The organism is Bradyrhizobium sp. SSBR45G (genome assembly GCF_030159255.1).
In the GTDB taxonomy this organism is placed as follows: Bacteria; Pseudomonadota; Alphaproteobacteria; order Rhizobiales; family Xanthobacteraceae; genus Bradyrhizobium.
Genome location: NZ_BSCT01000016.1, coordinates 14,245 through 37,683 on the forward strand (window position 1 = coordinate 14,245; position 23,439 = coordinate 37,683).

General features: G+C 65.1%; 17 protein-coding genes. 6 read left to right on the forward strand and 11 right to left on the reverse strand.

Translation table 11 applies throughout. The annotated features are described in order from the left end of the window. Positions 1–76 precede the first annotated feature (76 nt). The 3 genes from QQL87_RS19120 to QQL87_RS19130 all read left to right on the forward strand — a co-directional run bounded on the left by QQL87_RS19120 (position 77) and on the right by QQL87_RS19130 (position 6,211). Positions 77–604, forward strand: coding sequence for an REP-associated tyrosine transposase (locus QQL87_RS19120; protein WP_284418868.1), 528 nt, complete (start codon positions 77–79; stop codon positions 602–604). Positions 605–1,798: 1,194 nt separating this feature from the next. Then, positions 1,799–3,046, forward strand: coding sequence for an efflux RND transporter periplasmic adaptor subunit (locus tag QQL87_RS19125; protein WP_284419033.1), 1,248 nt, complete (start codon positions 1,799–1,801; stop codon positions 3,044–3,046). A 42-nt stretch (positions 3,047–3,088) separates the two neighbouring features. Continuing rightward, positions 3,089–6,211, forward strand: a complete 3,123-nt coding sequence (locus QQL87_RS19130) for an efflux RND transporter permease subunit (protein ID WP_284418869.1) — start codon at positions 3,089–3,091, stop codon at positions 6,209–6,211. Here QQL87_RS19130 and QQL87_RS19135 read toward each other — a convergent pair. From QQL87_RS19135 to QQL87_RS19165, 7 genes are all read right to left on the reverse strand, one after another. Continuing rightward, positions 6,208–6,909, reverse strand: a complete 702-nt coding sequence (locus QQL87_RS19135; RefSeq protein ID WP_284418870.1) for a branched-chain amino acid ABC transporter ATP-binding protein — start codon at positions 6,907–6,909, stop codon at positions 6,208–6,210. The two genes, QQL87_RS19130 and QQL87_RS19135, sit on opposite strands and share 4 nt — an antisense overlap. Beyond that, on the reverse strand, positions 6,906–8,669 hold the full coding sequence (locus QQL87_RS19140) for a branched-chain amino acid ABC transporter ATP-binding protein/permease (protein WP_284419034.1): 1,764 nt from the start codon (positions 8,667–8,669) through the stop codon (positions 6,906–6,908). The genes QQL87_RS19135 and QQL87_RS19140 overlap by 4 nt, the downstream gene beginning before the upstream one ends. A 46-nt stretch (positions 8,670–8,715) precedes the next feature. Further along, entirely contained in the window at positions 8,716–9,552 is an 837-nt protein-coding gene (locus tag QQL87_RS19145; RefSeq protein ID WP_284418871.1) for a branched-chain amino acid ABC transporter permease, read from the reverse strand. Positions 9,553–9,613: 61 nt separating this feature from the next. After that, complete coding sequence (locus tag QQL87_RS19150) at positions 9,614–10,777, reverse strand: substrate-binding protein (RefSeq protein ID WP_284418872.1); 1,164 nt, start codon at positions 10,775–10,777, stop codon at positions 9,614–9,616. Positions 10,778–10,822: 45 nt separating this feature from the next. After that, positions 10,823–11,653, reverse strand: a complete 831-nt coding sequence (locus tag QQL87_RS19155; RefSeq protein ID WP_284419035.1) for a nitrilase family protein — start codon at positions 11,651–11,653, stop codon at positions 10,823–10,825. Between the two features lie 284 nt (positions 11,654–11,937). Next, positions 11,938–12,561 carry an ANTAR domain-containing response regulator gene (locus tag QQL87_RS19160; protein ID WP_284418873.1) on the reverse strand — a complete coding sequence of 208 codons (624 nt, stop codon included), beginning with the start codon at positions 12,559–12,561 and terminating at the stop codon, positions 11,938–11,940. Between the two features lie 14 nt (positions 12,562–12,575). Further along, positions 12,576–13,751 (reverse strand): transporter substrate-binding domain-containing protein, encoded by a 1,176-nt coding sequence (locus tag QQL87_RS19165; protein ID WP_284418874.1) that lies wholly within the window; start codon positions 13,749–13,751, stop codon positions 12,576–12,578. 1,250 nt (positions 13,752–15,001) lie between these two features. Here QQL87_RS19165 and QQL87_RS19170 point away from each other — a divergent pair. Beyond that, entirely contained in the window at positions 15,002–16,081 is a 1,080-nt protein-coding gene (locus tag QQL87_RS19170; RefSeq protein WP_284418875.1) for an AI-2E family transporter, read from the forward strand. Between the two features lie 486 nt (positions 16,082–16,567). Further along, a complete protein-coding gene (locus QQL87_RS19175) occupies positions 16,568–17,629 on the forward strand; it encodes a fatty acid desaturase (protein ID WP_502871192.1) in 1,062 nt (353 codons plus the stop codon). A gap of 396 nt (positions 17,630–18,025) precedes the next feature. Here QQL87_RS19175 and QQL87_RS19180 read toward each other — a convergent pair whose 3' ends face one another. From QQL87_RS19180 to QQL87_RS19195, 4 genes are all read right to left on the reverse strand, one after another. Beyond that, on the reverse strand, positions 18,026–18,988 hold the full coding sequence (locus tag QQL87_RS19180) for an amidohydrolase family protein (RefSeq protein ID WP_284418876.1): 963 nt from the start codon (positions 18,986–18,988) through the stop codon (positions 18,026–18,028). Between the two features lie 368 nt (positions 18,989–19,356). Further along, entirely contained in the window at positions 19,357–20,775 is a 1,419-nt protein-coding gene (locus QQL87_RS19185) for a TolC family outer membrane protein (RefSeq protein WP_284418877.1), read from the reverse strand. A 546-nt stretch (positions 20,776–21,321) separates the two neighbouring features. Beyond that, complete coding sequence (locus QQL87_RS19190) at positions 21,322–22,101, reverse strand: enoyl-CoA hydratase (RefSeq protein ID WP_284418878.1); 780 nt, start codon at positions 22,099–22,101, stop codon at positions 21,322–21,324. An 82-nt stretch (positions 22,102–22,183) separates the two neighbouring features. Continuing rightward, positions 22,184–22,558, reverse strand: coding sequence for a hypothetical protein (locus tag QQL87_RS19195; RefSeq protein WP_284418879.1), 375 nt, complete (start codon positions 22,556–22,558; stop codon positions 22,184–22,186). 334 nt (positions 22,559–22,892) lie between these two features. Between QQL87_RS19195 and QQL87_RS19200 the strand changes: the two genes are divergently transcribed. Next, positions 22,893–23,438, forward strand: a complete 546-nt coding sequence (locus tag QQL87_RS19200) for a sigma-70 family RNA polymerase sigma factor (protein ID WP_284418880.1) — start codon at positions 22,893–22,895, stop codon at positions 23,436–23,438. The last annotated feature ends 1 nt before the right edge of the window (position 23,439 follow it).

A 23,439-nucleotide genomic window follows, 5' to 3' on the forward strand; every position in this document is an offset into this window, starting at 1 on the left:
ATTGTAGGGTGGGCAAAGGAGCGGCGCGTCTAGCGCCGTGACGTGCCCACCGGCCGCGGGCGCGATGGGGGTGATCATGCCGAACTATCGCAGAGCATCCATCAAAGGCGGCCTGTTCTTCTTCACGGTGGTATTAGAGAATCGAAGCAGCCATCTCCTCGTGGAACAGATCGAGTGGCTGAAATCCTGCTATCGCCTCGCATGCGAGCGTCGTCCGTTTGAAACGGTCGCACTCTGTGTGCTGCCGGACCATCTCCACGCGATCTGGGCTTTGCCGGAGAATGATGCCGACTACTCGATACGCTGGAGCATGATCAAGAGCGGCTTCTCTCGTGGTCTGAAGCCTCAGACTCAATCACGAAGCCTCTTGGCAAAACGCGAGAAGGGAATCTGGCAACGGCGCTATTGGGAGCATGCCATCCGCAATCAGGCGGATCTCGAACGTCATATCGACTACGTTCATTTCAACCCCGTCAAACATGGTCATGTGTCCCGTGTCTCGGATTGGCCGCACAGCAGCTTCCATCGCTTCATCGAACGCGGCTGGCTCGCTCCCGATTGGGGAGGGGACGTCAAGGAAATGGATGGTACGTTCGGTGAGTAAAGACGGTGGGCACGGCACTCCGTGCGATGCTGCGCATCGCCCGAAGCGCCTTTGCCCACCCTACGGTTCTGTACTAGTTGAGAGATTGGTGCCACGAATTGTAGGGTGGGCAAAGGAGCGGCGCGTCAAGCGTCGTGACGTGCCCACCGGCCGCGGGCGCGATGGGGCTGATCATGCCGAACTATCGCAGAGCATCCATCAAAGGCGGCATATGGAGCGCGGCTGCGCGATTCAGAAATCCAGAAAAAATCGCCTCCCACCCCAAACTTCCACTTTCATTTTTTCCGAATTCGTGCTTTATTGCCGCCATCCCGCTCCATCGAGAAGGGGCGTTGCGCGCGATCGTCACGACACGCGGGGCGGGGATGCGATGGCTGTGTTCATGCCGCAGCGTAGCTTGGCTACGCGGACGAACGGCATGGCGCGGACGCGAAAGCGTGTGGTCCTGGCGCCCCGATGCTGGCGCCAAGCCCGCGGGTGATGATCCCGCTGGCGACGGTGGCTCACAAGCCGGACACCGGGGAGAGCGCGCCATAAGCGTGAAAACCGTCGCGCAGGGAAGGCCGGGTCGCTCCGGCTGCACCTGTGGTACCTGCCGCCTGCATTTTTTTGAGCAGGCGGGCCGCAGGCGTCAGTCGGCGCCTGGCCTTCCCTGCGCCCTCCTCACGAGAGGGTGAAACGACCGTCACGACTCGGACGCATCTGCGCCGCGAGACTACGTCTCGATGTTTGTCGCTCGGTCGCTGTTCGCGGGGATCGTCGATGCATCTTACGGCGGATCGTTTGCCAATCGCAGGGCCGTGGAAACCATGACGCGAGATTGCAATGCCTCACGGCATCGCCGACGACTTCGATCCGGAACAGGCTCCTGGGCCGTGGTGATGGAACTGGCTGGAGGAGCGTACCCGCGGAGGTTGGCTTGAATGACAGCAACATCGTCACGGCGAGCCGTCGCCGGCTTCAGCCCACTCATGGTGCATCGCAATGCAGCTGCTCTTGTCCAAAACCAACTGAATGGAAGCTGAACGGCTGTCGTTGAACTTTCAAATTTTTAAAGCAAAACAGAGGCGAGTGGGGCGATTTTTAGGTTGTTTAAAGCTCCAGTTCCGCACTATTAGCGCAACGATGAGACCGCCGAAGCCGGACTCATCCACGGATGAAGCGAGCCGACCGAGCGAGCCAATCGAGCAAGCCATGGCGTCTGACACGAACCCATATCCGCCGATGCTCAGCACCAAGCGGCTGGTGATCGGCCTTGCCGTTCTGGCGTTCGCCGGGGTAGGCGGCTACGGCTACATGCAGCTGCGTGCGTCACCGGCAAAGGACAATATCGAGCTCTCCAGCCAGTCCAAGCGCAACGGCACCACCTTCACGCCGTCGGCGGCGGAATGGGCGACGCTGACGATGGAGCCGGTCTGCGAAAAGATATTCCGCGCCGAGCACATCACAGAGGGCAAGGTTGCCGTCGACGAGGACCGCTCGACACCGGTGTTTTCTCCCTATGCCGGCCGCGTCACGAAGCTGCTGGCACGCCCGGGCGACAGCGTCAGGCAGGGCCAGCCGCTGTTCGTGATCGAGGCCGCCGATACGGTGCAGGCCCAGAACGATTTCATCGCCGCAATCACCGCGATGAACAAGGCGAAGTCCGCGCTCGATCTCGCCGACATTCAGTACAAGCGCGCCAAGGACCTGTTCGAGGGCCGGGCGATCCCGCTGAAGGATTTCCAGCAGGCGGAGGCAACCTCCGTTCAGGCGCAGAATGACATGCGCTCGTCACAAACGGCGCTGGAGGCGGCGCGCAACAAGCTGCGCATCCTCGGTTTCACCGATGCCGCGATCGCCGATTTCCAGAGCAAGGGTGTCATCGATCGCGAGATCACGATCTATTCGCCGATTGCCGGCACGGTCGTGCAGCGCAAGGTCGGTCCGGGTCAATACGTCAATTCCGGCGCGAGCGACCCGGTGTTCGTGATCGGCGATCTCTCCACGGTCTGGCTCACCGCCTTCGTCCGTGAGAGCGACGCGGCGTTGGTCAATGTCGGGGAGGAAATCCTCGTCAACGTGCTGGCGCTGCCCGGCCGGCCGCTGAAGGCCAACATCAACTACGTCGCGGCATCGATCGACCCGGCGAGCCGGCGACTGCTGGTCCGCGCCACCATCGACAACAAGGACGGCATGCTCAAGCCCGAGATGTTTGCCAATGTGACGATCTATTCGCCAGGCGAACAGCCCGCGATCGCGGTGCCCCGGCAGGCGCTGATCTACGAAGGCAATCTGGTGCGCGTCTGGGTTGCCCGTCCCGACAAGTCGATCGAGCTGCGCAAGATCAAGACCGGGCTGATCAATGGCGATCAGGTTGCGGTCGAGAGCAATCTGAATGCGGGCGAGCAGGTCGTGACCAAGGGCAGCCTGTTCATCGATCGCGCCGCCTCGGGCAGCTGAGATGCGCTCCTCCCGCCTGCCGTGCTGAAAGCTCCGACCTGAATGAACCGTCTCGTTGCCATCGCCGTTCAGCGGCGCTTCCTGATGGTCGGAATGTTCGTCGCCGTCCTGATCGGCGGCCTGATCGCGTTCCAGCAGCTCAACATCGAAGCCTATCCTGATCCAACTCCGCCGATGGTCGACATCGTGACGCAGAGCAACGGGCTCTCGGCCGAGGAGATCGAGCGCTACATCACGATCCCGATCGAGACCCAGGTCGCCGGCATCAAGAACCTGCGCACGATCAGAACGATCTCGCTGTACGGCCTGTCCGACGTCAAGCTGCAGTTCTCGTTCGACTATACTTATGACGAGGCGCTGCAGCAGGTGCTGAACCGGCTGTCGCAACTGTCGCCGCTGCCCGGCAACGTGACGCCGCAGATCTCGCCGTTGAGCGCGGTCGGCGAGATCTATCGCTACCGGCTGCGCGGTCCGCCCGGCTACAGCGTGCTCGACCTCAAGACCTTGCAGGACTGGGTGCTGCAGCGCCGCTTCCGCGCCGTGCCCGGCGTCATCGACGTCACCGGCTGGGGCGGCAAGACCAAGACCTATGAGATCCAGGTCGACTTCAACAAGCTGGTCGCCAACGGCCTGACCCTGCCGCAACTGTTGCAGGCGGTCGGAAATTCCAACATTAATGTCGGCGGCAACACCGTCGATATCGGCACGCAATCCGCCGTCGTGCGCGGTGTCGGCCTGATCCGCTCGATGGACGACCTCGCCAACACGATGGTGTCGCAGAGCGGCGGCAATCCGGTGCTGGTCAGGGACGTCGCCACCGTCACGATCGCGGAAAAGCAGCGGCTCGGCATCGCCGGCCTCAACAACAATGACGACATCGTCCAGGGCATCGTTCTGATGCGGCGCGGCGAGCAGAGTTCGCCGACGATCGCGCGGGTCGAGCAGCTGGTCGACCAGATCAACAATTCGACGATCCTGCCGCCGGGCGTGCGCATCGAACGCATCTACGACCGCAAGGACCTGATCGACACCACGACCCACACCGTGCTCCACAACATGGTGGTCGGCATCGGCCTGATCGTGCTGCTGCAGTGGATCTTCCTCGGCAATCTCAGAAGCGCGCTGATCGTCGGCGCCACCATTCCGTTCGCGCTGTTCTTTGCCGTCATCATCCTGGTGCTGCGCGGCGAATCCGCCAATCTGCTGTCGGTCGGCGCGATCGATTTCGGCCTGATTGTCGATGCCACCGTCATCATGGTCGAAGCGATCTTCCGCCGGCTGACGCAGACCACGCCATTGTCGGCGGCCGAGGAGAGCCACATCTCGCCGGAAACGATGATGGGCATGAAGAGCCACGGCATTCTGTCGGCGGCCGCCGACGTGTCGCGCTCGATCTTCTTTGCCGCCGCCATCATCATCGCCGCCTTCCTGCCGCTGTTCACCTTGAGCGGCGTCGAGGGCAACATCTTCGGGCCGATGGCGCGGACCTATGCCTACGCGCTCGCCGGCGGACTGCTCGCGACCTTCACGGTGACGCCGGCGCTGAGCGCGATCATCCTGCCGGCCCATGTCGAGGAGACCGAGACGCGCCTGATGCGTCTGCTGCACGCCATCTATGCGCCGGTGCTGCGCTGGGCGGTCGGCAACCGCAACCTGGTGATGACCGGGGCGATCGGCCTCGTGCTGCTCACCGTGGTGGTGGGCCGCCTGCTGGGCCTCGAATTCCTGCCCAAGCTGGAGGAGGGCAATCTTTGGATCCGCGCGACCTTGCCGCCGACGATCTCGCTGCAGGAAGGCAACGCCTACGTCAACGAGATGCGCAAGATGATCCGCGCGCGGCCCGAGGTCGAGGCCGTGGTGTCGCAGCACGGCCGTCCCGACGATGGCACCGATGCCGCCGGCTTCTTCAATGCCGAATTCTTCGCGCCGCTGAAGCCGGTCAAGGACTGGCCCGGCACCAAGGACAAGGATCAGCTCACTGCCGAGCTGCTGAAGCAGCTCGATGAGCGCTTCCCCGGCGTCGAGTTCAACTTCTCGCAATATCTGCAGGACAACGTCTCGGAAGCCGTGTCCGGCGTGAAGGGCGAGAACTCCATCAAGCTCTATGGCAACGACCTGCAGGCGCTGACCGACACCGCCAACAAGATCAAGCAGGTGCTGTCGACGGTGCAGGGCGTCACCGACCTCGCGGTGTTCACCTCGCTTGGCCAGCCGACGGTCCAGATCGATATCGACCGCGCCAAGGCGGCACGTTATGGGCTCGCGCCGGGCGATATCAATGCCACCATCAAGGTCGCGATCGGCGGCGACACCGCGGGCGATCTCTACGAGCCGGGAAGTGACCGGCATTTCCCGATCATCGTCCGCCTCGCGCCGGAATATCGCAAGAGCGCCGAGGCGATCGAGAATCTGCGCATCGGCGCCCAGGGGCCGAACGGCATCACGCAGATTCCGCTGAGCGAGGTCGCGACCATCAAGCTGGTGTCGGGCGCGGCCTATATCTATCGCGAGCAGCAGGAACGCTATCTGCCGATCAAGTTCTCGGTGCGCGAACGCGACCTCGGCAGCGCGATCCAGGAGGCGCAGCAGAAGGTCGCCGACCAGGTGCAGCTGCCGCCCGGCTCTCGCGTCGAATGGGTCGGCGAGTTTGGCAATCTGCAGGATGCGATCAAGCGGCTGTCGATCGTGGTGCCGATCAGCCTCGCTTTGATCGGCGTTCTCTTGTGGTTCAATTTCGGCTCGATGGCCGACACGCTGCTCGCCATGAGCGTGATCCCGATGGCGATCTTCGGCGGTGTCGTCGGCCTCGTTTTGACCGGCATCCCGTTCAGCGTGTCGGCGGCGATCGGCTTCATCGCGCTGTTCGGCATCGCCGTGATGGACGGCATCATCATCCTGTCGCAGTTCAACCAGCTGATCGACGAAGGCCTCGATCGCATCGAAGCCGTCATCCGCACCGGCGAGCTGCAACTACGGCCCGTGCTGATGACCTGCGTCGTCGCGGGCATCGGCCTGCTGCCGGCGGCGGTGTCGAGCGGGATCGGCTCGCAGGTGCAGAAGCCGCTCGCGATCGTCGTGGTCACCGGCATGATGCTGGCGCCGATGGTCATCCTGATCACGCTGCCGGTGCTGATCTCGCTGTTCTCGCGCCGGCGGCCTCGCTAGATACGCATGTGCTCGTCGATCCGCGCAGCGGAGGTCTCATCCACGACGGCGGCATCGACGATCTCGCCGCGCTTGAACACCAGGTAGCGGTCGCTGATCCCCAGCGCGAACGGCAGATGCTGCTCGACCACGATCATGGAGGTGCCGATCTCGCGCCGAGCCCGCACCAGCACCTCCGACAGCCGGTCGACGACGGAGGGCTGCAATCCTTCCGTGACCTCGTCGAGCATCAGCACGTCGGGTTTCGCCATCAGCGCCCGCGCCACGATCAGCATCTTCTGCTCGCCGCCCGACAACGTCCCGGCGCGCTGGCTCAGCCGCTTGGTCAGCACCGGAAACCAGCCGCCGACCTGCTCGAACAGGGCGTCGATGTCCTTGTCGGACAGCAGCCCGAGCCTGAGATTGTCGCGCACCGACAGGTCCTGGAACAGCGCATGCTCCTGCGGCACATAGACCAGCCCCATCTTGCGCTTCTGATGCGGCGCAACCCGCGTGACGTTCTTGCCGCCGAGCTTGACGCTGCCGCGCCACGCCGGCAGGAAGCCGATGATGGCCTTGAGCAGCGAGGTCTTGCCCATCCCGTTCTTGCCGACGATGGCCAGCGTCTCGGCCTTTGCCAGCGCAAAGCCGACATTGCTGATCACCTCCGACGAGCCGTAGCCGCTCGCCAGATCACTCACTTCCAGGGCGGCGCTCATGCGTGGGCCTCCGCCTGCGGCACATGCTGGCCGGTATATATCTCGCGCACCAGCGCGCTGTTGACGACCTCGTCGACCGAGCCGTCGAGCGCGAGCCGACCCTGGTGCAGCACGATGATGCGCGAGGAGATCTCGCGGACGAAATCGAGATCGTGCTCGACGAGGAGAATGCAGAGGCGGTCGCGCTGCGCCAGCGCGGTCAGGATGTCGGCGAAGCTCTGTCGCTCGGCGCGGGTGAGGCCAGCGGTCGGTTCGTCCAGCAGCAGCACATCCGGCTCGAGCGACAGCACCATCGCGAGCTCCAGCGCCTGCTTCAGGCCGTGGCTCAGATTGCGCGCCTCCTCGTCGAGCCGCTCACTGAGACCGGACCGCTCGACCACGGACAGCGCCGCGGCCGGCAAGGTCAGGGTTGCGGAGCGCGATGTCAGGGCCGGCGGATCGGCATGGGTGCGAGCGACGCGCAGGCATTCCGCGACCGTCAACGTCTCGAAGACCGACGCCGTCTGGAACTTGCGGCCGAGACCAAAGCGCACGACGCGATCGGGCGGCAGCCGCCCGATGTCGTGGCCGGCGATGGCGACATCGCCAGCCGAGCGCTCGCGGCCGTCGGACAGGCAGCGGATCAAGGTGGTCTTGCCGGCGCCATTGGGACCTACGAGGCTGAGCAACTCGCCGCGATGGGCGGTGAACTGCACGCCGTCGAGAACCGAGAGGCTGCCGTAATGCTTGCCAAGCGACCGCACCTCGATGGCGACGGCATCCGGATGGCTGACCGCCGTGGCGGCGGGCGCCGGGCGCAGCATCGTGCCGGCGCCTTGCCCAGAGCCGCCGCGCTTGATCAGGCGCATCGCCGCGCCGAGCAGACCATCGGGGAAAACGAGGATGACGATGATCAGCGCCAGCCCCACGATCAATTCCCAGACGTAAGGCAGGCTGTTGGCCAGATAGGCGCTCGCCACCTCGATGCACAGCGCGCCGATCACGGGACCAATCACCGTGCCGCGGCCGCCGAGCGCAACCATGATGACGAGGTTGGTACCGAAGGTGAAGCTGGCGTTCTCAGGCGCAGCGACGGCACCAAAGCCCGCATAGAAGAAACCCGCGAGCGCGGACACGATCGCGGACAGCACGAGCACGATGATGCGCAGCCGAGACGTGTCGATGCCGAGATAGGTGCAGCGCGCATCATTGTCGCGCAGCGCCGCGAGCAGGCGCCCGGTGTCGCTGCGCATCAGGACGAGCGCGAGGACCGTGGTTGCCAGCAGCCCGAGACCGGCGAGGCGGAGCCAGGTCTCGATCTCCAGATCGAAGCTCTCGAAGCCGACGAGGCCGCTGGACGAGCCCGTGAAGGTGCCGCCGGAATAGAGAATCTGCACCAGCACGATGGGAACGACCAGCGAGATCACCGAGGCGTAGAGCGGTGTCGAGCCCGGATAGAACGACAGCCAGCCGGTGAAGGCGGCAATCGCGGCAGCGACCGCGACCGCGGCGGCAATCGCCGCGCAGACCTGCCAGGTGCCGAAGCCATATTCGGTGAACATGATCGCGAGCGCATAGGCGCCGATGCCGAAGAAGGCGGACTGGCCGAAAGTCAGCGTGCCGCAATAGCCCCACATGATGTCGACCGTGATGGCGGCGATGGCCACGAAGCAGGCGCGCACCAGGATGTTCACGAGATAGGTGTCGAGCAGGAGAGGGGCCGCGACGATCACGACGGCAGCGATCACCACCAGGAGCATCGGGATGATCAGGCGCGGCATCGAACGGCTGGCGAGCGGCGTGTCGTGTGAGACGAGAGGGCGCACCTCAGGCACGGGCAAAACCCTCCGGCCGAATCCGCAGCACGATGGCGGCGCAGATCGCAATGGTCAGCCCGCCAAGGATCGGATTGACGAAGGTGGAGACCAGCACCTGCAGCGTGCCGAGCACGAGACAAGAGCCGGCAAGTGCCGGAAGCGAGCCGCCTGAGACCATGACCAGCATGAACGCGCCGATCAGCCAGGGCACGCCCATGTTGGGATCGACGCTCGACAGCGGCGTGATCAGGGAGCCGGAGAGCGCCGCAAGTCCGCTGCCGAGCGCGAAGGTGATGAGCCGCACGCGCGAGGAATCGACACCGAGCCCTTGCGCCAGCGTCTCATTCATGATGACGGCCTTGGTCGACAGGCCGAGCCGTGTGCCGTTGAGCAGCGCAGTGAACAGCAAAGCAACGATCACAGCGGCCACGATCATCACCAGCCGATAGGCGGAGTAGTCGGCACCGAGCAGATGCACCGTGCCCGAGATCGGTGCCTGGACGAACTGGACCTCGCGGCCGAACATCAAAGTGATGAGCTGGCCGAGCACGATGCCAAGTCCCCAGGTGGCGAGGATCGCGTCGAGCGGGCGCTTGTAAAGGCGGCGAACAATCACGACTTCGGTGATGCCGCCGCAGACCGCGCCCGCGACGAAGGCGAGCGGCAGGATCAGGAACCACGGCAGATGCAGCTGGGCGCCGACCAATGCGGCATAGGCGCCCACGGTGAGAAAGGCAGCGTGGGCGAAGTTGATGATCTTCATGACGCCGAACACGATCAGCAGGCCGGCGGCGATGATGAAGAGCATGGCGGCCGTCGTGACGGCATCGAGGGCGACGGTCAGCATGGTCATTCCCGGTCGAGAGGGACGAGGCGGAGACGCTCCGCCTCGCCGGGATCATAGACGATCAGGACTTGCCCGGGCACTGCGCGCCCGGATCGACGTTCTTGAAGCTCTGGATCACCTTCACGCTGCCGTCGGCCTGGACTTGGCCGAGATACATGGTGAGCGGCGCATGGCGCTGCTTGTCCATCTTGATGGTGCCGCGCGGGCCCTCGACCGAGACCTCGGCGAGCGCCTTCAGCACCTTGTCCTGGTCGGTGCTGCCGGCCTTTTCAACGGCGGCCTTGTAGGCGTAGACCGCTTCATACTGCGGAACGGAGAGATCGTTCGGAGTCTTCAGCTCGGCGCCGAACTTCTTGGTCATCGACGCCAGGAAGGTCTTGTTGGCCGGCGTGTCGATGCTGGTCACGTAGGACGCGGACAGGTAGATGCCGGCGGCGTCAGCGCCCATGCCCTTGGCCGTGCCCTCGTCGACGGCGAGATTGCCGTAAGGCAGGTTGACGCCGGCCGCGCGCATCTGCTTGGTCAGGGTCACGTTCGGTGCACCGCCCGCGGTCGAGGTGATCAGGGCGTCGGCCCCGGAGGCCTTGAGCTTGGAGATAATCGAGGTCCAGTCGGAGCCGTCCATCGGCAGATACTCTTCGCCGACGACCTTGCCGCCGGTCTTCTCGATATAGGCCTTGGTGAAGCCGAGCATGCCGCGGCCGAAGGCGTAGTCCGAGCCGATCAGGAAGTAGCTCTTGGCCTTCTTCTCCTTGTTGAAATAGTCGACAATCGGCGGCACCTGCTGGTCCGGCACCCAAGCGTTGACGTAAAGGTAGGGGCTGCAGGACTTGCCCTCGTAGAACGAGGTGTAGATGTAGGGCGTCTTGCCGCGGGCGACGATCGGCAGCCCGGCGTTGCGCGCCGCGCTGGTTTCCATCGAGATCAGGACGTTGACCTTCTTCTGGAAGACCAGGGCGTCGAATGCCTTCTGCGCGCCGGCCGCGCCCGAGGCGTCGTCGGCGACCTCGAGCTCGAGCTTGCGGCCGAGCACGCCGCCCTTGGCATTGATCTCCTCGACCGCGAGCTCGGCAGACTGCACCACCGACGGCGCGACGACGGAGTTGGCGCCGGACAGGCCGACGGGGACGCCGATCTTGATCGGATCAGCGGCCAAAGCAGGCGAGAGCGCTGTCCCCGCCAAAAGAGCGAGCGCCAGCGAGGTCGTCAGTAAACGCGATGTCATCGATTGTCCTCCGTGAATAGTCGAAAAGAAAAAGGGGTGAATTGGTCAGTACCAGCCGCGCTTGACGTCGCTGCCGAGCATCTCGTCGTAGACGTCGGAGCGGCGGTCGCGCAGGACCTGGTTGAAGGCGTTCCAGTTGCGGGCGCGGCGGGCCTCGCCGAGCGCCACGTCGGCGATCACGATCTCTTCCTTGTCGCGGCTCGCAGGTCCGGCAACCGGCCAGCCTGTGTAGCTGACGATCAGGCTCTGGCCTTCGAACGGCTGGCCGCGCTCGATGCCGACGCGGTCGGCGCAGGCGATGAAGATCGAATTGGAGTGCGCTGCCGCCATCGCCAGGATGTTGGCCATCGCCTCGCGGCCCTCGGCCTGGCCGGGGATCGGCACCCAGTTGGTCGGCACGCAGACGATGTCGGCGCCCTGCAGCGCGTTGAGGCGGTAGCTCTCCGGGAACCAGCCGTCGTAACAGATCGCCATGCCGATGCGGCCGATCTCGGTATGGTAGACCGGGAAGCCGAGATTGCCGGGTTCGAAATACAGGTTCTCCTCGTTCCACAGGTGCACCTTGCGGAACGTGCCGATGTAGCCCTTCGGCCCGATCAGCACCGCGCTGTTGTACAGCTTAGTTCCGTCGCGCTCGCAGATGCCGGCGACCAGGTGCAGGCCGTGCTTTGCTGCGATCTCGCTCCAGGCGGTCACGGCGGGGCCGCCGGGGATGACCTCGGAGGCGGCGAAGGCCTCCTCGCGCGACTTGAACACGTAGCCGGAGGAGGCGAGCTCGGGGAGCACCACGAGCTTGGCGCCCATTGCTACCGCTTGTTTGATCAGGTCAAGGCTATGGGCGAGGTTGGTGGCCAACTCGCCGACCATCGGCTGCATCTGGATGCAGGCGATCCGCATTTTGCTGTCGTCATCCGTCGTCAAGGCACGAGTCTCCGTTCGCCCGCGGGAGCCGCGTGCGCCAAACAAAAAGCCCCCGACTGCGCCTTGCGGCGCAATGCGAGGGCTACATAGCCTGATGTGAAATGGCCGACCGGCCATTGGCGGACATCCGATGTCCGCGCCTGCCTCAAGTAACTCTCATGCGCGAAACGAAGTCAACGCCATCGCTTGCAAAAATTTGAGGCCTCCGCTGCCCAAGGCATGGGCGCGACAAGGCGCGCTCAGCGCGCGGCTGGCGCATCGAGCACGCCCAATCCACCCAGTGTCTCCTGCGCATTGATGATCGAGATCGCGATGTCGGCCATCGCGACGCGCTTCTGTGTGGCCTGCGCGCGGATCAGCTCATAGGCCTCGAATTCGCCGACCTGCTTCAGCCCCATCAGGATCTTCACCGCCTTGTCGACGTCGCGCCGCGCCTTCAAGGTCTCCTCGAGCTTCTGCACCTTGCCCTCGAGCCGCCGCGTATAGCCGCGCAGCGAGCGCGCCAGCACCAGCGACGACAAAATGCCGAACGAGCGGATCGGCTTGTTGACGACGCCATGCGCGTTGCTGTCGAGCAGGCGCTTCAGGATCGTCGGATTCTCGTAGTCGACGATGGCGATGAAGGTGAGGGGATGATCGCTGGTTCCTTCCGGAAAGATCATCTCCTCCGAGGTCTCGATCAACTGGAACACGGTGTCGATGTCGTGCGGGATCGCCGCCGGCGGCGGCCAGACGCCGCGGACGTTGCAGCCGATCCGCTTGAGCTGGTCGATCAGCGCATCGCCCTCGGCATCGCGCGGATGGATCACCAGCACGCGGGCGCCGCGCAGCTCCTCGATGAGGCGGCGGACGCCGGGCTTCATGCGGTCATCCGGCCTCATGCTGACAGCGCCTCTTCGCTCAGCCAGCGGCCGCCGATCGGCGACACCGAAAGATAGGGATCGGGCTTGATCGGGCTCTTGCTCTCCCAGACGATGTCGAACTGACCATCGGCGCGCACCCGCCCGATCCGCGGCGTGGTCCAGACGTGGTTGTTGTCGGGGTCGATGCGGATCGGCCCCTCCGGCGCTTCGAGGCTGAGGCCGAGCGCGGCTTCGACCAGCTTCTGCGTATCGAGGCTGCCGGCCTGCTCCAGCGCGCGCGCGAACAGCTTGATCTGCGCATAGGCCGATGCGCTCCACATGCTGACGGGAGTCTCGGTCCCAAAAGACGCGGCAAAGGCTGCCTTGAAGCGGTCGTTGCTGTCGCGCGCCAGCGTGCCGAAATAGCTCGCCGAGGTTAGGTGCCCGGCGCAGTACTCGGCGCCGATGGCGCGGACCTCGCCTTCGGCCATGGTGAGGCTCGCGATCGGCAGCCGCTTCGGATCAAAGCCGGCCTTCGCATACATGCGATAGAAGCGCTGCGCGGTCCGGCCGACGATGGTCGAGAACACGACGTCGGGCGCGGTGTCCCTGATGGCGTCGAGGCCGCGCGTAAGTTCGGCGTCAGTCGCCTCCATCGTCACATATTGCTCGCCGACGACGCGGCCTGCATAGGACTCGACGAGGTCGCGCATGATGCGGTTGGATTCGCGCGGATAGATGTAGTCGGAGCCGATCAGATAGACGCGCGGGCCGTGCTTGCGGACGATGTATTCAGCCAGCTGGAACGCGTTCTGGTTCGGCGCCGGTCCGGTGTAGATCACGTTCGGCGAATATTCAAAACCCTCGTAGAGCGAGGGATACCAGAGCAGGCCGTTGCGGCGCTCGATCGCCGGCAGCACCGCCTTGCGCTCGGCCGAGGTCGAGCAGCCGAAGATCACGGAGGCGCCGTCCTCGGTCAGCAGCCGATCGGCGAGCTTGCGGAAGGTTTCGGGGTCAGAGCCCGGATCATAGGCCACGACCTCGATCTCGCGGCCGAGCACGCCGCCGGCTTCGTTGATCTCCTGGATCGCCAGCGCCGTGCCAAAGAAATGCTCGGACTCGGTGATCGCCATCAATCCGCTGCGCGAGAACAGCACGCCGACGCGCCAGACATCCTTGTCGGATGATTTTGCGGTCGGTCTGGTCGTCATCATCATGCCTCCAGGTCAACGGGCCGGTCGCGCCGGCGCGGAAAGCGCGGACTATTGCGGCTTGCCGTGCGCTTGGCAACGGGGCGGGGACCACAGGTAGGGTTCCGTGTCAGGACGCGCCACAGCCTCGCCGCGACGCGCCTGCGTCCGGATCATGCATCAGGCGGGCCCTCGACGATGATGAGGGCGCAGGGAATGCCGGGCGCTGGCCGCACCCATGGCCCGCCTGCAGAAAAAAAGCAGGCGGCAGTCACCACAGGTCAGCCGAACGTTCCGGCATTCCCTGCGCGGCAGTTTTAACGCTTATACGCGATCTCCTCGGTGCACCGGCTTGTTGGCCACCGTTCGCGACAATGCGCTTAACGCGCCTTGCGCTGGACACCAGCTTCGGGGTGTCAGGACCACGCGACTTCACGTCCGCCAGCGCATCATTCGTCCGCACCGAAAGGCGCGCTGATGCCCTCGCGTCCACCGCATTGCCGGCCCAACGTGTCGTGACGACGCGTACGCCCCTCATCCGGACCGGAACGCGGGCACCATACGCCTGATTTGCTGATTTTCGGAAGTGATTTATTTTTCGCGCGGGCTCTTGAAACCGGCTTTGTCGTTGATCGCGTACCCGAAATCGGCGTTTTGGCGCAGTGCCTCGCCACTTGCTCCGCCGTCATTCCGGGGCGGCCCGCTGCAGCGGCCGAGCCCGGAATCCATAACCACGAGCGGTCGTCGCTGAGCGCAGTATCGCCACCTGCAGCGTGCGCCACACAAATGGCGGTGGCTATGGATTCCGGGCTCGCACTGGCGCGCGCCAGGGAATGACGATGGGGACAGAGGGGCTTCGATGAGGCGGCGGGCGTTGGTTGCCGCTCGCGATGTCAAAAGGGAGCCCAGTCTGCGTGTTAGCGCAGGGCTTCGCCACATCCTCAGGCGTCATTCCGGGGTAGCCGCGACAGCGGCTGGGCCCGGAATCCATATTCACGAATGGCTGTGATCGCGGAAGCCGGGGCTACGCTGATCTCGCATCATCTCGAACAGCGGTGGTTATGGATTCCGGGCTCGCGCTGACGCGCGCCAGGGAATGACGATGTGGGGGCAGGGGGCGTCCATGACGTCCGCCCGCATCGGCAATATCGCGCCGTGTTAGAGTCCAAAAGCCGCATTCGTACGTTGACCATCCTCGGTCGAGGCGGCAAACGGTTTGCCGTCGATGAAGGACCGGGTCCACGTCCCGATCGGTCCAATAGGAACTCGATATGCGTAGCCTCGAAGACCGAGCCCTGCTTCTCTTGCTCGTCGTGATCTCGCTGATGTTCGGCTGGATCCTGCTGCCGTTCTACGGTGCGGTTCTATGGGGCGTCATCGGCGTCATCGTCTTCGTTCCGCTTCACCGCTGGTTGTCGCGAGCGATGCACGGCCGACATGGTCTCGCGGCGGCCGTCGTGGTGCTGATCTTCATCATGATCGTCGTGCTGCCGCTGTCGCTGATCGCGGCGTCGCTGGCGCAGGAGGCATCCGGAGTCTACAAACAGATGCAGTCCGGTGAGCTCGACATCGGACAGTATTTTCAGAAGATGCTGGCCGCGCTTCCGGGATGGATGGTCGATCTGCTCAACCGCTTCGGGCTCGGCAGCCTCGCAGGAATGAAGGACAAGCTGTCAGCCGGCCTGCTGAAAGGCAGCGAGGTCATCGCGAGCCAGGCCCTCACCATCGGGCAGGGGACGTTCGAGGTCTTCGTCAATCTGTTCATCATGATCTATCTGCTGTTCTTCCTGCTGCGTGACGAAGGGACGTTGTCGAGGCGCATCCTGGACGCCATTCCGTTGCGTCCTGAGCCGCGCGATGCCCTGCTGCGCAAGTTCACGATCGTCATCCGCGCGACGGTGAAGGGCAGTCTGCTCGTCGCGCTCGCGCAAGGCGCGCTGGGTGGGCTGATGTTCTGGTTCCTCGGCATCAACGCCCCCCTGCTGTGGGCTGTCGTGATGGCCTTCCTGTCCTTGCTTCCCGCAGTCGGAGCCGGCCTCGTCTGGTTTCCGGTCGCGCTCTATCTTCTGGCCACCGGATCGATCTGGCAGGGCGTCGTCCTGATCGCCTATGGCGCGCTCGTCATCGGTCTGGTCGACAATGTCCTGCGTCCGATCCTGGTCGGACAGGACACCAAGATGCCCGACTACGTGGTGCTGATTTCGACGCTGGGCGGGATCGAGGCGTTCGGTCTCAATGGTTTCGTGATCGGGCCCGTGATCGCAGCGATGTTCATTGCGACCTGGGACATCTTCTCCGCCGCGCGACGCGATGGTGCTTTCGCGCCGGTCACGACGCGGGGACCGGGATGACGCGGACGTGATGCGCAGCGTTCGAGGGGGATGGCCCGGCGCCAAGGGCGGTTGCGCGTCATGAGCCCGGCGAGTGACTCGCATTCGCGGTTCCGTCATTGCGGCGAAGGCCCCGTAATGATGCGGAGCGGGAAGATCGCCTTCTCGTCTCGACCGAGCCTCAATTCGTGGGCGGTATTAACGGATCGTAACCCGTCCTCTCCTAGCAATGAGGCGTTCGGCAGGTTAAGTTCCAATGATCCGCCTTGCGCGTCCCTTTTATCTTTCTCCCGACGGGCGTATGCGTCGCAGACTTTCTCTTCCAGACCGGTTCGTCGGCAGGCGCACGATGAACCATTTGGCTTCAACCACGGTTAGACCAGCGAACGCTCATGGTTTCGAGCGCCTGCAGCGCTCCGCGGGCGTCCATTTGGGTGCGGCCGCGACATGCGCGATCGCCAAGAACACAAGGTGGAGACGACATTGCAATTCGATCAGCCAGTCGCGATGGCGATTGTGCCCCCCAAGGACCGCGCCACGCTGCGCACCGGCGACGACGAGGGCCGCGTGGCCGACGCACGGTACTGGATGCAGATTCTCAGCAACTATCGCACGCCGAGCCGCCTGCGCAGCATCACCGAGCTGGTGATCACGGCCGTGCCGCTGGTGGCGCTGTGGACCGCCGCCTGGTTCGCGTTCTCGATCGGCCATGCCTGGGCGTCACTGCTCATCGCGATTCCCGCCGGCGGCTTTCTGGTGCGTCTGTTCATGATCCAGCATGATTGTGGCCATGGCACCTTCTTCGCCGGGCGACAGGCGAACGACTGGGTCGGCCGCGTCCTGGGCGTGCTGACCCTGACGCCGTACGACTGGTGGCGGCGCGCGCATGCGATCCACCACGCCACCAGCGGTAACCTCGACCGGCGCGGCATCGGCGACATCGATACGTTAACCGTGCGGGAATACCAGGAGCGGTCGGCCTTCGCGCGGCTGCGCTACCGGCTGTACCGCCACCCCCTCGTCATGTTCGTGGCCGGGCCCGCTTATCTGTTCTTCCTGCAGCACCGGCTGCCATGCGGCTTCATGCGCGCCGGCTGGCTGCCCTGGGTCAGCACGATGGCGACCAATCTCGGCATTGCCCTGGTCGTCGCCGGGCTGATGTGGCTGATCGGCATCCAGGCGTTCCTGGTCGTGCATCTGCCGATCATGCTGCTCGCCGCCATGGCCGGGGTGTGGTTGTTCTATGTTCAGCATCAGTTCGAGCACACCGTCTGGGAGCGCGACGAGCGCTGGACGATGCAGCATGCCGCGCTCTACGGCAGCTCCCATTACGACCTGCCGGGATGGCTGCACTGGTTGACCGCCAATATCGGCATCCACCACGTCCACCATCTGTCGAGCCGGATTCCCTACTACCGGCTGCCGGTCGTGCTGCGCGATCATCCCGAGCTGCGCGAGATGGGCCGCATCACGCTCCCCGAGAGCCTGCGTTGCGTCCGGCTGGTGCTGTGGGACGAGCAGCAGCGCCGCCTGGTGTCGTTCCGCGAGGCCGGGGCGAGCAGGCGCTGAAGCTTTGGGGATTTGTAGGGTGGGCAAAGCGACGCCGTAGGCGGCGCGTGCCCACCAACGGCGCCGGTGAGTGAGGACGGTGGGCACGGCGCGCGATACAGCTGTGCAAGCCGAGACGGCGGTGGAGCGCGCCTTTGCCCACCCTACGTTCCTCGGCAGCCATACGGCGAGTTGCGTTGCGCTCACCCGCTATGAAGCTGATGCGATGACGTAGCCCGGGCGAGCGAAGCGACTCCGGGGTCTCCGGCGCAGCTCGCGTGAACCTGCATGTCGCTGCGCTCATGCGGGCCACGGATTTTCAGAGCGTAGGGCGGATTAGCGCAGCGTAATCCGCCAGCGGGTGCCGCGCGGCGAGAGTGTGGCGGGTTACGCTGCGCTAACCCGCCCTACGGATTTTCAAAACCCGTACAGCCGCGCCGGATTGTCGACCAGGATCTTCTTGCGGATCGCGGCGTCTGGCGCCCACACCGGCAGCTGGTTCATCAGGCGGCCGTCGTCGATCGCGTAGAACGGCCGGACGTCGCTGACCTTGAGCTCGGGATGCGGTGACGAATCCGGGTGCGGCCAGTCGGTGCCCCAGACGATGCGGTCGGGGTTGGCGTCGATCAGCGCCTTCGCAAACGGGATCACGTCGGCGTAGTCGGGACCACGCGTCGAGGAGCGGTAGGCCCCGGAGATCTTCACATAGGCCTTGCCGCTGCGCACGAGCTCGACGAGGTCGGCAAAGCCCGGCTGCTCGAGGCCGAGCTCAGCCTGTGCGCCGCCGAAATGATCGAATACGGCCGTGACGGGCGACTGCATCACGAGGTCCTTGATCGCCGCGATCATGGCCGGCGTGGTGTAGAGCTGGACGTGCCAGCCACGCGCCTTCATGCGGTCGACGGCGGCCTGGAAGCGGGCGCGACCGACCTTGGGATCATTGACGCCGCCGGTCGCGAGATTGAGACGGATGCCGCGAAAACCCTCGGCGTTCATGGCGTCCAGCTGCGCCTCGGTGGTCTTGTCGTCGATGACGGCGACGCCGCGCGCGTCATTGCCGCGCGCCTTCATGCCGAACAGGGTCGATGCATTGTCGGTGCCATAGATGCTCGGCGTCACGATCACGACGCGCTTGATGTGCAGCGCCTTGTGCAGCGCGGCCATCTCTTCCGGCGAGGCCGGCTCCGGCGTGTAGACGCGGCTCGCGGCGAACGGGAATTTCTCCGGATCACCGTGGATGTGGGTGTGGCAGTCGCAGGCGTCGGCCGGCACGTCGAAGTCGACGGGCGTGGCGGGCTGCGACGGCTTGGCGCGGGCTGTCGTGGTCATCGTCACTCCGGCGGCGAGCGAGGCCAGCAGCAGGCTGCGGCGGTTGAGCATGGTGATCCTCCCCGGATGTCGGCGCGTGCGTTGAGCGTGACGCGCCTGTTGTCCAGGGATCAGCGTGAACCGGCGCGGAGCAGGGGGCAAGAGCGAACAGCGCCGCAAAAAACTCGGTGTCATCCCCGCGAACGCGGGATCCATAACCACAGGAGGCCTTGTGGTGGCAGACGCGTGGCTCCGATCTCGTGTCACCACATCGTCCTAGGAGTATGGGTCCCGGGTCGGCGCCTGCACGGCGCTGGCGCGCCGTTCCGGCTTGCCCGGGACGACAGCGGAGGGCGAGGGGCTGCCTTTCATCTCACTGCAAACGACAACAAGATCGTCATCTGCGCGGCGCGCCCCACAATCGCCCATGGTGACGATCGCTACTGCCCCGCAGGCGTGCGCAGGCCGTGCCAGGCGTCGCGGACCTGGTGGTAGTGGACCTCGGGCAGATAGTCCGGCGTGTTCAGATTGAGGTTCTTGACGTCGAGCCGGCCGACCGCGCTGAGCAGCGTGTAGGAGGCAATGACGCGGTCGCGCTGGGCGCCGATCAGCCGCGCCTTGGCCTGGATCAGGTCTGACTGCGAGTTCAGCACGTCGACCGTGGTGCGCTGGCCGCCCTGCGCCTCGCGCGAGACGCCCTGCAGCGCGACGGTAGCGGCCTTCACCTCGGCCTCGGAGGCGCTCACCGCGACCTTGGCGCCTTCATTGGCGACCCAGGCGCTGATGACGGCGGTGCGCGTCTGGTTGCGAATCTGATCGAGCACGAGGCGGCTCTGCGCCGCGAGCTCCTTGGACTGGCGGGTCTGCGACGCCGCCGTGCCGCCGTCATAGATCGGCGCGGTGACGCTGCCGACGATCGAAGCCTGGTCGGTGCCGAAGGTGCCGAGCGTCTGGTCCGAATCGCGGCTGCGGCTGACATTGCCCTGCAAGGTCACGCTCGGCAGCAATGCGCCCTCGGCGATGTGAATCGAGGTCGAGGCGGCGTCGACGTCGAAGCTCGCGGCGGCGACGGCCGGGTTCTCCTTGTTGGCGAGCGCGATGGCGTCCTCGCGCGAGCGCGGCAGCAGGCGGTCGATCGGATCGGCGGCGCGGAGTTGGCCCGGCGTCATGCCGATGACCTGCGCATAGGTCGCCTGGCTGATGGCGAGATTGACCTCGGCGGCGTTGAGATCGGAGAGACCGCGTGACAGCCGTGCTTCCGCCTGCGCCGAATCGGTCGGGGTGACGTCGCCGGCGTTGAGGCGGCGCTGCGTGACGGACAGCGTCTCGCGCAGGAAGGCGACGTTGGAGCGCTGCGCCTCGACCAGCGACTGGTTGGCGAGCACGTTGGTGTAGGCGGTGACGGCGTCGAGCAGGATGCCCTGGCCGACATTGCGCAGCGCCTCGCGGCCGGACTGCACCTGCAGCTCGGCCATGCGCACGCCGTTGGCGGTACGAAAGCCGTTGAACAGCGTCTGCGTGACCGTCACGCCGATGGTCCAGGGCTTCAGGGTCGCGGTCTGGATGGTGTTGCCGGGGAGCAGATTGCGCACCGCCTGCAGGCCGGCGCCGAGGCTCGCGATCAGCTGCGGACGATAGCCGGCGAGCGCCTGCGGCACATTCTCGTCGGTGGCGCGCTGGCGCGCGCGCTCGGCGTTGAGGGCGGGGTTGGTCTGATAGGCCTTTGTCAGCGCAGCCGCGAGATCCTCGGCACGGACCGGCGAGCATACGGCGACAAGGCCGGCGGCGACGGCCAAGCCAAGGCCAGCCCGCCATGCACGTCCCTTGCCGACGCCAAATTCTTTGGCTCGACTCACCATCCGACTCCGCCGCGTCCCACTGTCTTAACCGGTTGTTTACCTGTTTAAGCCGGAGGGCAGCCACACACAAACCGCGGATGTGGAATTCGGCAGGCTTTTCCATGGTTTGTTGTGGCGGTCGCGCCACAGGCCAATGGTCGCAGCGCTGTGACATGGCCGCGCGGTAGGCGGGTGGGTGAGTCGGCGGACAAGGCGTCACCGCCTGCGTGGGCCGCGAATCATCTCGGTGATGTGCGAGCTATCAACGGCTTGCGCGGTGCACCTCGCCCCGCTTGCGGGGCCGCGACGAGCTTCGCTCGCGCTGAGAGGTCGGATTGCGTCGAAGATGCAATCCGGGTGAGGGGGTACAGGTCTCACTCAGCCCGCTCCTCGCGCGGCTGTCACTCCACTCGCACTTCCCGTGCGGCTGCCCCTCACCCCAGCCCTCTCAGCGCGAGCGAAGCTCGTCGCGGCCCCGTAAGAACGGGGAGAGGGAGCGCACCGTTCGTGTGGAGGCGGCTCGAACTCACTTTCTAGAATATGAACTCAGACTCTCTGAGCCGCTGATCAGCGGTTCTTGTTCACCGGCTTGCGCTTCTCGATGAAGGCGGCCATGCCTTCGGCGCGGTCTTCGAGGGCGAACGTCGCGTGGAAGAGGTTGCGCTCGACGTTCATGCCCTCGGACAGCGGGGTCTCGAAGGCGCGGTTGACGGCCTCCTTGGCCATCGCGGCCGCCGGGCGCGACATCGATGCGATCTTCTCGGCGGCGGCCATCACCTCGTCCATCAGCTTGTCGGCCGGCACGATGCGGCTGACGAGGCCGGCGCGCTCGGCTTCCGCGGCGTCCATCATGCGGCCGGTGAGGCAGAGATCCATCGCCTTGGCCTTGCCGATCGCGCGCGTCAGGCGCTGCGTGCCGCCGATGCCGGGAATGGTGCCGAGCGTGATCTCGGGCTGGCCGAACTTGGCGGTGTCGGAGCAGATGATGAAATCGCACATCATCGCGAGCTCGCAGCCGCCGCCCAGTGCATAGCCGGATACGGCGGCGATGGTCGGCTTGCGGCAGCGCGCGACACGGTCGCCGCCGATCGCGGTGAAGTCGCTGGAGAACATGTCGATGAAGCTCTTCGGCTGCATCTCCTTGATGTCGGCGCCGGCCGCAAAGGCCTTCTCGCTGCCTGTGATCACGATGCAGCCGATGGCGTCGTCGGCCTCGAGATCGTCGACGGCGGCGGCGATCTCGCGGAAGACGCCGAACGACAGCGCGTTGAGCATCTTCGGCCGGTTCAAGGTGATGACGCCGACCGCGCCTTTGCCCTCGACGATGATGTGCTCGTAGACGCTCATGATCCCAACCCCGCAAAATCAAACAGCGGGCAATCTGCCCGCTGAACGGTTGCGCATCAAGTAGGGGTGGGACGGCCGTGCATCAGATCATGAACATCCGCGCGGCCGAGCCCAGCGTGAGCAGCGTGCCGCAGGCGATGAAGATCTTGCCGATGATCGAGGCCTTGTCCCAGCCGGAGCTGTCGTCATTGCTGACGGTGACGAGGTTCACGGTGGCGGACTCGGTCTGGGCCGATTCGCCCTCGGTCGTTTGAGACGCTGGTGCCGCCTGCGCCTCGGCCGCCATTGGCGCCGGAAACACGTCCTGTTTGGCTGCAGGCGCGCTCTCGGATCCGACCGGCAGGAACGGACTGTAGGTCTGCGATTCGGCCGCGGATGCCAATCCAGTGCCTGCAAGGCTCAGGACGCACGCGGCGGCGATGATCAGTGCTGAACGTCCACTGGCTTGGATCGTCATGTTCGGCCTTCTCCCCATCCTGCCAGCCCAGGACGGAGTTGGACCCCGACAGATGTCGAGAACGGGGCAGAAAATGGGTATCTTCCTGCCGCTCACGGCAAAAGGGAGGCGACGCCGAACCGGTCGGCGGCCTTGGCGGCACAGCTCACAAGTCCGATCCTGCAACCGCCGATTCGGTGCTATGAGCGGTTCCCAGATTTGCTTGCGGGCGTGCTCTCCGTGTGGCGCAACTCGGTTAGTTCCGAGGCCACGCAAGTGATCACGAATTTGTGATAATGCCCTGGGAATGTAACAATCCCAGGGGCCCGGCGAACCAGTGGGGGTGGGAGCGTAGGTGCGCGAGCGTGACGACGAGTGGACGGGCTGGATGCGCCAGGCCGTCGCCGGGGACGACGAGGTCTATCATCGTCTGTTGAAGGCGATCACGCCCGTGCTGCGCGCAGCATCACGGCGGGGACTCGCGCGCGCGGGTCAGCCGCCGGATCAGGCCGAGGATATCGTGCAGGAAATTCTATTGGCGGTTCACCTCAAGCGGCACACCTGGGACGTCAACGCGCCGTTCGCGCCCTGGCTGTTCGCGATCGCGCGCAACAAGCTGATCGACATGCTGCGCCGGCGCGGAAGGCGGGTGTTCGTCGACATCGACGATTTCGCCGAGACGCTGGCCGACGAGCCGCCGGCGCCGAGCGTCCCGGCCAGCGAAGTGGAGGCGCAGCTGAAGACCTTGCCGCAGCGCCAGCGCGACGTGCTGCAGGCGATCGCGGTGGAGGCGGCTTCGATCAAGCAGACGGCGCAGAAGTTTTCGATGAGCGAGGGCGCGGTGCGGGTGGCGCTGCACCGGGCGCTCGCGAGCCTCACGGCCAAGCTACGGGATAATTGAT

What these genes read in the sequence shown, in the direction of transcription:
- QQL87_RS19185 (WP_284418877.1), bottom strand. Translation starts at nt 20,775, where the DNA reads ATGGTGAGTCGAGCCAAAGAATTTGGCGTCGGCAAGGGACGTGCATGG.
- QQL87_RS19170 (WP_284418875.1), top strand. Translation starts at nt 15,002, where the DNA reads ATGCGTAGCCTCGAAGACCGAGCCCTGCTTCTCTTGCTCGTCGTGATC.
- QQL87_RS19125 (WP_284419033.1), top strand. Translation starts at nt 1,799, where the DNA reads ATGGCGTCTGACACGAACCCATATCCGCCGATGCTCAGCACCAAGCGG.
- QQL87_RS19180 (WP_284418876.1), bottom strand. Translation starts at nt 18,988, where the DNA reads ATGCTCAACCGCCGCAGCCTGCTGCTGGCCTCGCTCGCCGCCGGAGTG.
- QQL87_RS19130 (WP_284418869.1), top strand. Translation starts at nt 3,089, where the DNA reads ATGAACCGTCTCGTTGCCATCGCCGTTCAGCGGCGCTTCCTGATGGTC.
- QQL87_RS19145 (WP_284418871.1), bottom strand. Translation starts at nt 9,552, where the DNA reads ATGCTGACCGTCGCCCTCGATGCCGTCACGACGGCCGCCATGCTCTTC.
- QQL87_RS19135 (WP_284418870.1), bottom strand. Translation starts at nt 6,909, where the DNA reads ATGAGCGCCGCCCTGGAAGTGAGTGATCTGGCGAGCGGCTACGGCTCG.
- QQL87_RS19195 (WP_284418879.1), bottom strand. Translation starts at nt 22,558, where the DNA reads ATGACGATCCAAGCCAGTGGACGTTCAGCACTGATCATCGCCGCCGCG.
- QQL87_RS19140 (WP_284419034.1), bottom strand. Translation starts at nt 8,669, where the DNA reads ATGCCGCGCCTGATCATCCCGATGCTCCTGGTGGTGATCGCTGCCGTC.
- QQL87_RS19160 (WP_284418873.1), bottom strand. Translation starts at nt 12,561, where the DNA reads ATGAAGCCCGGCGTCCGCCGCCTCATCGAGGAGCTGCGCGGCGCCCGC.
- QQL87_RS19175 (WP_502871192.1), top strand. Translation starts at nt 16,568, where the DNA reads ATGGCGATTGTGCCCCCCAAGGACCGCGCCACGCTGCGCACCGGCGAC.
- QQL87_RS19150 (WP_284418872.1), bottom strand. Translation starts at nt 10,777, where the DNA reads ATGACATCGCGTTTACTGACGACCTCGCTGGCGCTCGCTCTTTTGGCG.
- QQL87_RS19165 (WP_284418874.1), bottom strand. Translation starts at nt 13,751, where the DNA reads ATGACGACCAGACCGACCGCAAAATCATCCGACAAGGATGTCTGGCGC.
- QQL87_RS19190 (WP_284418878.1), bottom strand. Translation starts at nt 22,101, where the DNA reads ATGAGCGTCTACGAGCACATCATCGTCGAGGGCAAAGGCGCGGTCGGC.
- QQL87_RS19155 (WP_284419035.1), bottom strand. Translation starts at nt 11,653, where the DNA reads ATGCAGCCGATGGTCGGCGAGTTGGCCACCAACCTCGCCCATAGCCTT.
- QQL87_RS19120 (WP_284418868.1), top strand. Translation starts at nt 77, where the DNA reads ATGCCGAACTATCGCAGAGCATCCATCAAAGGCGGCCTGTTCTTCTTC.